Source organism: Catenulispora sp. GAS73, from assembly GCF_041262085.1.
GTDB lineage: Bacteria > Actinomycetota > Actinomycetes > Streptomycetales > Catenulisporaceae > Catenulispora.
This window is the reverse complement of record NZ_JBGCCM010000033.1, coordinates 48470-61306: the sequence shown is the minus strand read 5'-3', so window position 1 is coordinate 61306 and position 12837 is coordinate 48470. Positions and strand designations below refer to the sequence as shown.

Sequence of the window (12837 nt, the reverse complement as noted above, 5' to 3'; positions counted from 1 at the left end):
CCGCGCCCCAACCTTTCTCAGAACCCGTGCACCTGTCAGACATCATCGTTAGCCAGTGCATTAAAGCGCCCGGGACCTCTTGCATGAACACCCTGCATCTACGAGGTAACCCTTAGTATCTCGCGCACCCGGATCGACACTCAACCCGAGGAAGGCGGAGGGCACCCTGCTCCTCCGCGCGACAATTCCATCGGAAGGTGGTCTTCGTGACCGGCAACAACCAGAGAAGTGGCGGCCGTATGCGGCGCCGGTTCGTGACTATCGCCGCGGCGCTGGCGGTCTGTCTGTCGTTCCTCGCGGCGCCGATCGCGTACGCGGCCGAGGAGCCGTCGACGACTCAGCTCACCCTCGTCAACGGCTGGTCGGACGCTCCGTACGGCACGGAGCACGCCGGGGTCCGGCAGCTCTCCGACGGCGTCGTCGTGTTCACCGGCGCGATCAGGGGCGGCACCACCGGCGTGGCGTTCACCCTCCCGGCCAACGACCGGCCGACGATGAACGAGTACGTGCCTGTCGACATGTGCAACGCCACCAAGGGCCGGCTCGTCATCCAGACCAGTGGCGTGGTGACGGTGCAGGCCGAGGGCGCGTTCTCGAACGCCAGCTGCTTCACCTCGCTCGACGGTGCGAGCTTCCTGATCTCGGCGGCGTCGGGCCTGCCGGTGACGCTCCAGAACGGCTGGTCGGGCGGGCCGTACGGGACCGCGCAGCCCGCTGTGCAGATCAAGTCGAGCTACTACACCGGCGGCTCGAACCAGGGCACCGTCCACTTCGTCGGGGCCATCTCGGGCGGCGCGAACGGCTCCGTGGCGTTCACCCTGCCGGTCGGCTACCGCCCCAGCACCACGAAATACGTGCCCGTCGACATGTGCGGCGCCACCAACGGCCGGCTCATCATCCACACGGACGGCACGGTCGTCGTCCAGCAGGAGTCGTCGACGTCCACCAACGCCAACTGCTTCACCTCGCTCGACGGCGCCTGGTTCGTGCTCAACACGACCCCGAACTACCTCTCGTTGACCCTGCAGAACGGCTGGTACGGTGCCGGCTACGGAACGGCCGCGCCGGGTATCGACGAGGACTACGACGGCCTGACCTACCAGTTCAGCGGCGCGATCGCCACGTCGAGCGCCAACACGAACAGCGTCGTGTTCACGCTTCCCTACCCCTTCTCCCCGGGCTACGACGTCTACATCCCGGTCGACCTGTGCAACGCCACCAACGGCCGTCTGCACATTCAAGCCAACGGCGTGACGACCGTCGAAGCCGAGACCGTGTTCTCCAACGCGACCTGCTTCACATCGCTTGATGGCGTGTCGTACTCGCGGTGGCAGCACCTGATCGGCTGACCGTCTCGGCCGACCGCCGACAGGCCGACGGCGTGGCTGGGGGGGAGGGGGGAGAGACTGCATCCCCTGCCCGCCACGCCGTCCTGACGACCGTCCCACGCGCGGCGACCAGCCCCCGCCGGACACCACCACGAAGCTCGACCTCGCCACCTGAGGGACTCTGCCCGAGGGTGTCGCATAGCTCTGCGTTGCGGCTGTCAAGCTGCGGTGAGGCGGGTGTTCTTGGTGATCACCGAGCGCCACCGGCGCTTCACATCCGTCAAGGCCCTGATTCAGGCAGCGGGCCGACCACAAATCGTCAAGCACGGTCAAGGTCGAAGACTCATTATGACCGCCGCAATCTCCGTCACGTTGCTCGATGTGGACGTTCTGCCCAAGTGCGAGACGGGAATCAGGAACCTGACGCGTTGAGGCTGAGCTGTCGCTTGTGCAATTGAGTGACGGCGCTGCGCGCGGACGTGATCGCACCGTGCTGCCAGGCGTCCAAGTAGGACAGCCAGTCGCCGGCGAAGTAGGTCTTTCCCGTGGGATATGCCAGTGGCTTGAGGACCGGCGCGTCCGGACCCCCATCGGGGATGTTGTGCCAGGCACCCTCAAGATGCGGAATGTAGCGCCAGGACTGGGAGAACGACGAGGCGAACTCGGTACGGTACTTCGGTCCGTAGATCTTCTCGCCGAGGGTGATCGCGCGACCTTCACGTTCGGCGGGTGTCATCTTGCCGTACATGTCAGCGTTCGCACCGTAGTTGTAGTAGCCGATGAGCACCCCACGCTCGCCGTGGAAGTCGTAGGACGGGTGCCACACATGCGTCAGATCCAGGTCCGTCTCGGTGATGCCGCCGTAAATCCGATAGTCCGTCTCCCACCACCGGCTCTTGTACTCAAGCCCGATCTTGCTGGCCGACGCCGGGGTGATGGCCTCAAGCCCGGTCTGCACCGAGGGGCCGAGGTTGTGCGGCAACTTTGCGAGGAGGTGCGGCGGCATGGCCGCGATCAAATAGTCCGCGCCGATCGTCCGCGCGCGGCCGTGGGCGTCGGTGTATTCCACCGTGACGCCCTCCGGCAGCTCAGTGATCTTCGTGGCCTGGCAGCCCAGCCGGATCTTGTCGGTCCCGATGGCCGCCGTCAGCGCCGCCGGGATCCGGTCCATACCGCCGACCGGCTGGAACATGAGCATCGCCTGGTCGAAGCCGAATTCGAACGAGAAGTACCGGCCCACTCCGGACGCGAAGACCTCGGACAGTCCGGGCACCGGGCCGAGCGGGATTCCCGGCGTGCCCGCGGCTGCGGGATATTCGCTGAACCCCCGGTTGCCACCGTCTGTGTACCGGAGGCTCGTCTTGTCCAGCTGTCCCCAGTCTTTGAGGAAAGCGAGCAGCCGTTCTTTGTCGTCGCTGGTCATCTCGGTGTCGAGCGCGCCCTGTGAGCTGGCCTTCGCGAGCAGCTCGCTGACGTAGCCGTAGACATCCGATTTAGCCGACCTGTACCTTTCGGGCTTGGTCATCCCCGAGGCTTCGTTGTAGATGAAGGCGTCGGCGTTGGTGTTGGTGAACACCTGGATGGGCACACCGAGCTCGCGGCAGTAGTCGAAGCGTCACCATCCACTGCGCCAGCCGCGCCGGGCCGCAGTTCATGTACTGCCCCTCGGAGAACGCGGCGGTCTGCGTCTGTCCGAAGATGTCGGTCTCAGAGGTCCCGCCTCGCGCCGTGAAGTTGCGGCCGCCAGTGCGCGAGCGCGGTTCCAGGATGGTGCATCGGTAGCCGGCCTTACCGAGTTCGTAGGCGGATATGAGTCCCGCTATGCCGCCGCCGAGGATCACCACCGACGCCGGGGAACGGCCGGTCAGGGTGAAATCAGAGGTCTTCGGGGCTGAGAACGCGGGAGTGGCGGCTGCTGCCTTCGCGGTGGGGGCCAGGCCCAGGGCGCCCATCGCCGCGAACATGGTACCGGCGCCGCCGCTCACGCCGACGGCGCGCAGGAATCCCCGGCGCGACCACGATGCAGACGTCGTTGAATCCGACATGCGAAGATCCCTTCGGTCATCAGCAGGTGATGGATGACCGTAGGTATCGCCTGTTACATCTACGCAGTCACGGGGTTTCAGGGCTGTTAGAAAGGCCTTGTCCAAGTATCCAGGGTCTACCGTCTGCGGGCACGTGCTCCCGATTCCGGCGGCCGCGGCAAAGACGAGGGTTGACACCCCTGCTCGGTGTGCTTAGTTTTACCCACGATTCATACATCTGGATGGCGTTCGTATATGTGAATACGCGCATCGCCAGAAGGCCGGCAGGAGGCCCGTCATCCGCCGGATGGTTCGTAGCAACGATCTGTCAGGAGGTGGGAGTGTTGTCCGTCAAGCGCCGCGCAGCCGCACTCTGCGCGATCCTCAGTGGAGTGGTCTTGCCGTCAACCCCGATAGCGTCGGCCAAGACGTCAGCCGCGAGTTGGATTCCGTACAGCCCGTCCTTCACCGTGCAGCAGGAGGGCTGCGGCAAGGTCAGTGGCCTGACGTTCCAGCTCACCTGCGGCACGCCCGGTCATGGGAGCGGTTACCAGCGTGCCGAACGGCGCTACGCCACCTACGCCGGTAACCACAAGTTCCAGGGGACCTTCACGATCAGCAGTCTGAGTGGGGATCGGATCAGCTTGAAGCAGACCTTCGGGTCCGGACCCTACTTCCTGCTCGCCGTGGCTCACGACGGCTCGCTGTACTCGGTGGAGGGCGGCAAGACGGTGGCGCCGGCTGGTACCGCACTGCCGGGCAAGCCGATCACGGTGACCACCATCCAGGTCGGCAGCACCTTCGAACTGGACATCAACGGGACCCGTGCCCTCACCCAGTCGAATCCCGGCGGCAGCTTCTACGACAAGATCGGCACGTACGCGACCGCGAGCGGCCACGGCCCGATCACTGTTCAGTGGAGCAACCTGCAGTTCTGGCACCAGTGAACCCGATCTGCCCGCCGGCGCTCGTCCGGGGCCCGGCCGCCCAGGGATCGCAAGACCTTACTTCAAGCCTCCGTGCCGCCGGTTTTCGCGCCCGGGTACCGTTGCGACCACATGTCGCCGGGGTACGGCCGGAACCGTCGGAGGAGTGTCGCCATGCGAGGACGCGCAGCGGATGAAGGGCTTGAGAAGAAGCAGTCGCGCAGGCCGGCGGCAGTATCCGAGCGGTCGCGAGGGCCACTTCGGGACAGCGCGGAAGCCGACGCCCTGTCCCCGGCTTCGATGCTCGGCCTGCAACACAGCATCGGCAATACCGCATTGAACCGGGCGCTCGCCCAGGCGCCCGCGGGCCAAAGCGTTCAGCGGGCTCCGAGCGGATCCGGATCGCACGTCGCCGCTGCCGCGCCGGCCACGGTCAGCGTCGAGCAGCTGCGGGCTCTGGTCGAGAGCGCGTACATCAGGAATCACGTGCCGGAACTCAAGAACTGGGCCACCGGTGCGGACGACGCCCTGCCCTACCGCGCGATGACCACCGACGGACAGCTGTGGCACGACCTCGACCGGCACGACGGACCGCGAGCCACGCAGGCCAGTGGCCGAGCGTACGTCGCCGCGAAGTCGCAGGCGGACGTCACCGACATGGGACACGAGCTCGCGGGTCACGGCGATGCCGACGGCTGGCAGTCCGCCGTGCGCCACAAGCTGGAGTCGGCGGTCCGGGCGAGCGTGCTGCGCCACTACACCATCGACACCCGTGTCGAGCAGATGCTCAACGGCGGTGACACCGGTGCCATGAAGTCGAAGATGAAGCTCGACCAGGACACCGCGAACGCCGCGCACAACACCGGCGATTTCGACCTGCACGACCTGGCGAACCACGGATTCGTGTTCTTCTACATCGAACCCAAGGGCGCACCGTTCCGCCCCAGCAGGTTCTCCGAGGGCGGCAAGCCGGTACGGATCACGCTGCCGATCGCCCAGGTGGTCCAGAACGGCTGGATCATGCTCAACGACTTCCTCGACATGGAGGTCCCCACGCTCCGCTCCGACGCCAAGGGGAATCTCCTGTCATACCGCCGGGATGAGGGCAAGGCGAATTCTCCTGAGGCGAAGATGTGGGAAGCCCACGCGAACCGGGCCCAGGCGATCCGTCAGGCCTGGCAGGACAATCCCGACCTCAACCAGCGCGCCGCGCAACTGGCCGCCATGCTCTCCCGCTCGTTCGCCACCCGTGGCGCCGAGGCGGTCGGCCCCAAGCAGACCAAGGCGATCACCGATCTCCTGTCTACGCGATCGCAGATCGAGCAGCACATCAAGGCCAACGGGATGGACAAGGACCTCACCGAGCTGAAGGAGCAGTTCGCGAAGTCCGTTCAGTTCAACGTCCAGGCCCGGCGCTTCGAACCAGCCCCCGGCTCGCTGGGCGGCGAGACCCGCTACATGGCCGGCCACCCGAATGCGGAGAGCTCGGCCATGAAGGCCCTTCCCAACGCCATAAAGCGATATCGGGAGCAGGTACACGGAAACATCCTCGCCGGCCCCCACATCATCTCCGGGCTGGCCCAGCGCGGCGTCCTGGAGATCGCCCGCATCGAGGCGCAAGGCGGCCACGGCGCTCTGGTCAGCCGGATGAAGGCGATGTCGGGCGACGAACTGCTCCGCATGCTTCTCAAGGACTTCATACGCCCGCAAGCCATGGTGCCGTGGGCGGTGCGCATTTCGCGGGGCGACGTCGAGGCGATGCCGTGATGCCGTGATGCCGCGGCCGCGATACCGGGACGCCCCCGGCGGTCTGCTGGCGGATCGTCGCGCCGACCAACTCCTCCGTCATCGAGCATGCCACCCGGCGGGTCCACGTGCTCGACACCACGGTCCACCCCACCGCGGTCTAGGTCGCCCAGGCGGCACGGAACTTGGCCATCGCGGCTCGGACACCGCGTGGCTGCGGCCACGATCCAGAAGGCGGTGGAGGCGCGGAATCACCGGTCAACACCTCAGTGTGCACTGGCGCCCCCCTGCTGCTGTGCATCGGAGTTCTGCGAAGGGTCACGTCTAGCTGAAGCCCCGGAGCGTGATAAAGACCAGCGCCCCGCCTTCCGGCGCGGTGTCGATGCCGATCGATCCCTCGTGCGCGACGACGATCGCCTTGGCGATGGCCAGGCCCAAGCCGGTCGAGCCGGTGCCGTGGGTCCGGCCGGCGTCGAGGCGGACGAAGCGGTCGAAGACGCGTTCCCGCTCCTCGGCGGGGATGCCGGGGCCGTCGTCGCCGATGGTCACGCGTATCGTGTCGCCGTGGCCGCGGGCGGTGACGCGGACCGTGGTCCGCGCGTGGCGCAGCGCGTTGTCGATGACGTTGCGGAACACCCGTGACAGCTCGGCCGCGTCGCCGGCGACGGCGAGGTCTGCGGGGACGTCGAACTCGACGCGGACCGGTCCGCTCGGCGCGGTGCCCGCCTCGACCTCGGTCAGCAGCTCGGCGAGCGGCACCCGCCGGCGCCGGGCCGCGGCCTTGCCGGCGTCCACGCGCGCCAGCTGGAGCAGTTCGTTGATCAGCTCTTCGAGTCGCGCCGCCTGCCGGACCGCGCGTTCGGCGATCGCCGGCCACGGCGCCTGCTCCGGGTGCGCCAGGCCGACCTCCAGGCCGGCGCGGATGGCCGTCAGCGGGCTGCGCAGTTCGTGGCTGGCGTCGGCGACGAAGCGGCGCTGCCGGGCTGCGGCGTCGTCCAGCCGGGCCAGCATCGCGTTCATGGTCTGGGCCAGGCGGCCGACCTCGTCGTCGGTGCCGGGTTCCGGGACGCGCCGGGTCAGGTCGGCCGCGGAGATGTCGGTGATGTCGGTGACGGTGCGCCGGATCTGCTCGACCGGCCGCAGCGCCCGGCCGACCACCAGCCAGATCGTGCCGGCGGCCAGCACCAGCAGGGCCGGCAGCCCGATCAGCAGCAGCCGGGCGAAGGTCTCGTTGACCTGGCTGCGGGTGGTGGTCGGCGAGGTGGTGACGATCGACACCGGCCGGCCGCCGACCGTGAGGTGCTCGCCGTAGGTGACGACCTCGCCGGCGACGACGCCGTCGGCAGCCTTCTGCCGCACCGGCGTGTCGGCACCTGCGGGCAAGCTGTAGACGGCGGGGAGCCCGGCGAGGGTCCGGGTCGCCGCGAGGACACCGCCGTTGTCGGCCAGCACCTGGGCCTCGGCGGACGCGTCGAGAGACGAGGCCGGCAGGGGGTTCGGAAAGGTGCCGGCGGCGGACGCCGACTGTTCGATCTGCGTGGCGTAGGTACGCAGCTGGCTGTCGACGGTACGGCGCGCGGAGTCGATCTGGAGCAGGTACATCACCACGATGCCGAGCGTCACCGCCCCGGTCAGCGCCAGACCGGCCACGATGGTGACGCGGGAGCGGACGGTGCCGGAACGCACGCGGCGGGCCAGGCGCGCCCTCACGGCCGCTCCCGGATGACGTAGCCCTGCCCTCGAACCGTTTCGACGACGGCGCCGGCGCCGGAAGCCGGCCCCGCCGCGGCGTCGAACTTGCGCCGCAGCCGGTGCATCAACACCTCGACCACCGCCGGATCCCCGTCGAAGTGCACGTCCCAGCAGTGCTCCAGCAGCTCGGTCTTCGACACCACCCGGCCGACCGCCCGCAGCAGGTACTCCAGCACCGCGACCTCGCGAGCGCTCAGTTCCAGCGGCACGCCGTCGCGCGTCACCGTCCGCGCCGCCGGATCCAGCGCCAGGCCGGCGGCCGTGAGCACCGCCGGCCTGGCGCCGAGCGTGCGCCGGGTCAGGGCCCGCAGGTGGGCGAGGAGCACCGGGTAGGAGAAGGGCTTGGGCAGGTAGTCGTCGGCGCCGCTGTCCAGGCCCTCGGCGTGGTCGAGGTCCTCGTCCAGCGCGGTGAGCATCAGGATCGGGGTCCAGATCCCGCGCTCCCGCAGCACCCGGCACACCTGGTAGCCGTCCATCCCGGGCAGCATCACGTCCAGGACGATCACGTCGTGCGGGCGCTCCGTGGCCTTCCACAGCCCGTCGATCCCGTTGTCCGCGACGTCCACGACGTAGCCCTCCGCCCGCAGCCCCCAGGAAAGGGCCTCGGCGACGTCCGGCTCGTCCTCGACCACCAGCACCCGCATCTACTCAGCATCCCCCACTGCCAGCACCTCGCGCGCGGGCTGTCGCGGACCGGGCACCCTGGCGGCCGGCAGCGGCTTCAGCCGCAGGACCCGGCGGGCCCGGTCCGGCAGCCACCAGTTCAGGTCACCGAACAGCGAGACCAGTGCCGGCAGCAGCAGCATCCGGACGACGACCGCGTCCAGCACCACGCCGGCGGCCAGGCCGGCGGCGATCTCCCGGACGGTGACGTCGTTGGCCGTGGACAGCGACGCCAGCGCGAAGAACAGGATGATCGCGGCCGAGGTCACCAGGCGCCCGGTGCGGGACACGCCCTCGATGATGCCCTCGCGCGTGGACCTCGTCCGGTCGTATCCCTCCCGGACCCGGGCCAGGATGAAGACCTCGTAGTCCATCGACACCCCGAACAGGAACCCGAAGATCAGCACCGGGGCCAGCTGGTCGATGGCGCCGTAGCTGCTGGTCCCCCACAGGGCCCGCATCCCGACGCCGTGCTGGAAGACCAGGACCAGGACGCCGTAGGTGGCGGCGACCGACAGCATGTTCAGCAGCACCGCCTTGGCCGGCAGCACGATCGAGCGCATGCCCCGGGCCAGCAGCAGGAACGTCACGACCGCGACCACCGCGAACAGCAACGGGAACGAGCCGTAGGTGGCGTTGGTCTCGTCGATGCTCTGCGCCCCGTCGCCGCCGGCCAACGCGCCGTGACCGGCGGCGGCGCGGATGTCGGCGAGGGCCGTGCCGCCGTGGGAGCTGCCGACTTCGGTCTGCGGGATGGCGATGACCAGCGCTGAGCCGTCGGCGGCGCGCCAGGCCGGTCCGGTGGCCTGCGCCGCGCCGTGCAGACTGGCCACCGTGCTCAGTGCGTCGACCACGGTCGGCGCGTCGGCGGCGTGCGGGACGTAGACCGGCACGGCGGTCAGCGTGCCGGACGGGAACCCATCGGCCTGCAGGGTGCGCAGGCCGTCGGTGTAGGTGCCGGCCGAGGCCATGGCCTGCGTGGTGGGCTGCGCGATGTTGATCGTGGCCGCGGTCCCGGCCAGTGTGCCGAGCAGGCCCAGACCGACGACCGCGGACGCCACGCGGTGCCTGATCACGAACTTCGACCAGCCGGTCCAGAACCGGCTCGCCGGGTTGCGGCGCGAGGCGCGCTTCGGCCAGTCCACGGCCGGCCCGATCTTGGACAGGATGGCCGGCAGCAGGGTCAGCGCGACGAGCACGGCGGTCGAGGGGATGAAGAGCCCGGAGATGCCGATACCGCGCACCATCGAGTTCGGGATGACGATCAGCGCGAACAGGCCGAGCGAGGCCACCACACCGCTGAACCAGACGCTGTGTCCGGCGCGCTTGACCGCCGCCGCGACCGCTTCGGAGTTCGTCTTGCCCAGCGTGCGCTCCTCCCGCCAGCGGGTGACCACCAGCAGCGAGTAGTCGATCGACAGGCCCAGGCCCAGCAGCGCCACGATGTACTGCACCGCCGGGTTCAGCGGTGAGGACGACGGCACCACATAGGTCAGGCCGTAGATGAAGATCTGCATCGTCAGGACACTGACGAACGCCATGATCAGCGGCAGCAGCGCCAGGAACGAGCCGAACACCCAGGCCAGGACCAGCAGCGCGCCCAGCGCTCCGATGATCAGCTCGCTGAGAACCGAGGAGTTGCCGCCGCCGGCCGTGTTGCCGGCCTCCAACGCGTGGTAGCTGGTGCCGTTGACGGTCAGGTCGGGGGCGGCGTGCCGGGCGGCGGCGGTCAGCTGGTCGATCTGCGTCGTGCCCACGTCGTCGCCGACCTTCGGCGGGTAGGCCAGCACGATCGTGCTGGTCCGGTTGGTACCGACCAGCGCGTTGTCGCCGTCCGCGGCGTAGGAGACCACACGCAGGTCCGGCGCGGACTGTGCCAGGGCGCTGTCGATCCGGGCCAGGTCCTGCTTGACCTGCGGCGAGTCGATGGTCTGGCCGGACGGGGTGTTCAGGATCAGCACGCCGGGATCGGACGCGGCACCGCCGTAGTGCGCCGCGATGGCGGTGTTGGCGGTGTAGCCGGGTCCGCTGACGTGAGAGCCGGACTGCAGCCGCCCGGACAGGGACGGCGCGACGAGCACGCCGACCACGGTGATGACGAGCCAGGCCAGCCCGACGACCAGTCGGTGCCGGGTCACCCAGCCTGCGAGTCTTTCCATCAGATCCTCCGTCCGGACGCGTCCGGGTAGGTGTCTTCCAGGTCACTCGAACGGTAGGGAGCCGGAGCTTTCAGAACGCTTACTCCGATGTCGTCGATTTCAGGTATGCGCAGGATCCGGGCCAGGCCCCGCGGCATCCACCAATTGGCCCGGCCCATGATCGCGACGAGCGCCGGGACCAGCAGCGTGCGGACCACCACCGCGTCCAGCAGGATGCCGAACCCGAGGCCCGTGGCGATCATCTCGACCACCACGTCCGGGGCGCTGGACAGCGAGGCGAAGGAGATGGCCAGGATGACCGCGGCACAGGTGACCAGACGTCCGGTACGGGCCAGGGCCTGCACGACGGCGTCGCGCGTGGAGCCGGTCCGGTCGTACTCCTCCCGCATGCGCGCCAGGATGAAGACCTCGTAGTCCATCGACAGGCCGAACAGGAACGCGAAGGCGATGATCGGGATCCAGTTGCGGATGGAGCCGGTCGCCGCGACGCCGTAGACGGCCTTGGATCCCCAGCCGTGCTGCCAGAACAGCACCAGGAAGCCGAAGGACGCGCCGAGCGAGACCAGGTTGACCAGCACGGCCTTCACGGCGAGGACCACCGAGCGGAACTCGCGGGCCAGCAACAGGAACGTCAGTATCGCGATCGCCGCGAGCATCAGCGGGAAGTTGCCGTAGACGGCGTGGTTGAAGTCGACGTTCTGTGCGGTGTTTCCGCCGACCTGGACCCCGCCGGGGACGTGCGCGAGCGCCGCGCGAAGCCGGGTGACGGTGGCCCGGCCGGCGGACGTGCCGCCCTCGTCGGTCGGGATGACACTGAAGAAGGCATCAGTGCCCTGATGGAATGAGGGCGTGTCCGGCGCGAGGACTGTGTAGACGCCCGGAGTCTGTGCGGCTATCGCGGTAGCCTGACTCGCGGCGGACGGGCCGCCGTGCGTCAGAACCTGGATCGGGAAGGTGACCGCGGCCGGAACCCCGGTGGCCTCCAGCGCGTGCAGCGTCAGCGCCGGCCGGCCGGTGCCGCCGAGGGAGTCCGCCCGAGGTTGACCGGTATTCATGGACAGCGCTGGGACCGCCATCCCGATCACGATCGCCAGCCCGGCGAACCCGGCGATCCATCGCCGCCGCACGATGAGCGCGGCCCAGCGTTCCCAGCCGCGCGAGAAGGTCGTCGAGCCCTTGCGCAGCCGGTGCTTGTCGAGTGCCGGTCCCCAGGCGGCCAGGATGCACGGCAGCAGCGTCACCGCCGCGGAGATGGCCACCAGCGGGATCAGCATGCCGCCCAGCCCGATGCTGCGCAGGAACGGGACCGGCAACAGCACCAGCGACAGCAGTCCGACGGCGACCGTCAGCCCGGACAGCACCACGGCGCGTCCGGCGGTCGGGGCGGCGGCGAGGATCGCGTCCTCGTTGTCCCGGCCCGCCTCGCGTTCCTCACGCCAGCGGGTGACCAGCAGCAGTGAGTAGTCGACGACGATTCCGAGCCCCATGACCGCCACCAGGTACTGGACCAGGAAGCTCACATCGGTCAGCCCGGTCAGCCCGAGGATCAGCAGGAAGGCGGTCAGGATCGCGGGCACCGCGATCAGTAGCGGGACGATCGCGATCGCGGAGCCGTAGACGAACAGCAGCACCGCCAGCGCCCCGACACCGCCGATCAGCGTCTCGACCAGGACGCCGGGACCGCCGGAGGCGGCGGAGCCGCCGACGCTCTGGATCTGCTCGAACCCGGTGACCTGCACGGTCGCGCCGGGTGGGGCGCTGTTCCGCAGGGCCGGTTCGATGGCCTCCATCACGCCTTGGCCGGAGGGGATGTCGGGGTTCGGCATATCGAAGACGGCCCAGGTGCTGCGGTGGTCGGGGCCGATCAGCCTCGGGTCGCGGGTGTCGGCGTAGTCGGCGACGGCCAGATGCCCGGCACCGGTCGCGGCGGCGAAGGTTTTGGCGGCGATCGCCTGTCCGGTCGCGGTGTCCATGCTCTCGCCCGGCGGCAGAGTCAGCACCGCGAGGGTCGGCTGCTCGTTGCCGTCGATGCCGAAAGTCTTCAGCAACTGCTCGTTGGTGTCGTAGCCGGCGGTGCCGGGAGTGGCGAAGGAATGGGTGAGGCGGCCGACGGTGCTGGAGGCGGTGATCGCGCCGACGACCGTCAGGAGCAGCCACGCCAGCACCACCAGGCGCCGGTGGCGCAGACACGCTCGGGTGATTGTGGTCATGCGCGGTACGGTGCCCGGCGGTTGCTTAC

9 protein-coding genes are annotated in these 12837 nt (G+C 69.0%); 3 read left to right on the top strand and 6 right to left on the bottom strand.

The window, feature by feature from the left end; translation table 11 throughout:
• Positions 1-206: 206 nt before the first annotated feature.
• The gene (locus ABH935_RS38220) at positions 207-1349 is read left to right on the top strand and encodes a hypothetical protein (RefSeq protein WP_370382859.1); all 1143 of its coding nucleotides are present in this window, start codon (positions 207-209) and stop codon (positions 1347-1349) included.
• A gap of 391 nt (positions 1350-1740) precedes the next feature.
• Here the strand turns inward: ABH935_RS38220 and ABH935_RS38215 are convergent, their stop codons facing one another.
• Both ABH935_RS38215 and ABH935_RS38210 read right to left on the bottom strand, forming a co-directional pair.
• Positions 1741-2916 carry a flavin monoamine oxidase family protein gene (locus tag ABH935_RS38215; protein WP_370382858.1) on the bottom strand — a complete coding sequence of 392 codons (1176 nt, stop codon included), beginning with the start codon at positions 2914-2916 and terminating at the stop codon, positions 1741-1743.
• Positions 2822-3373: an FAD-dependent oxidoreductase gene (locus ABH935_RS38210; protein WP_370382857.1), complete on the bottom strand. Its 552-nt coding sequence runs from the start codon at positions 3371-3373 to the stop codon at positions 2822-2824. The genes ABH935_RS38215 and ABH935_RS38210 overlap by 95 nt, the downstream gene beginning before the upstream one ends.
• 371 nt (positions 3374-3744) lie before the next feature.
• On the opposite strand from ABH935_RS38210, the gene ABH935_RS38205 reads away from it, so the two are divergent.
• Positions 3745-4299, top strand: coding sequence for a hypothetical protein (locus tag ABH935_RS38205; protein ID WP_370382856.1), 555 nt, complete (start codon positions 3745-3747; stop codon positions 4297-4299).
• A gap of 153 nt (positions 4300-4452) precedes the next feature.
• Entirely contained in the window at positions 4453-6045 is a 1593-nt protein-coding gene (locus tag ABH935_RS38200) for a hypothetical protein (protein WP_370382855.1), read from the top strand.
• A gap of 303 nt (positions 6046-6348) precedes the next feature.
• On the opposite strand, the gene ABH935_RS38195 is transcribed toward ABH935_RS38200, so the two are convergent.
• The 4 genes from ABH935_RS38195 to ABH935_RS38180 are packed head-to-tail and all read right to left on the bottom strand — an operon-like array spanning position 6349 to position 12808.
• Positions 6349-7734, bottom strand: coding sequence for a sensor histidine kinase (locus tag ABH935_RS38195; protein ID WP_370382854.1), 1386 nt, complete (start codon positions 7732-7734; stop codon positions 6349-6351).
• Positions 7731-8420, bottom strand: a complete 690-nt coding sequence (locus ABH935_RS38190; protein WP_370382853.1) for a response regulator transcription factor — start codon at positions 8418-8420, stop codon at positions 7731-7733. Before ABH935_RS38190 ends, ABH935_RS38195 begins: the two co-directional genes overlap by 4 nt.
• Positions 8421-10598 carry an MMPL family transporter gene (locus ABH935_RS38185; RefSeq protein WP_370382852.1) on the bottom strand — a complete coding sequence of 726 codons (2178 nt, stop codon included), beginning with the start codon at positions 10596-10598 and terminating at the stop codon, positions 8421-8423.
• Positions 10598-12808 (bottom strand): MMPL family transporter, encoded by a 2211-nt coding sequence (locus ABH935_RS38180; protein WP_370382851.1) that lies wholly within the window; start codon positions 12806-12808, stop codon positions 10598-10600. The genes ABH935_RS38185 and ABH935_RS38180 overlap by 1 nt, the downstream gene beginning before the upstream one ends.
• Positions 12809-12837: the final 29 nt, after the last annotated feature.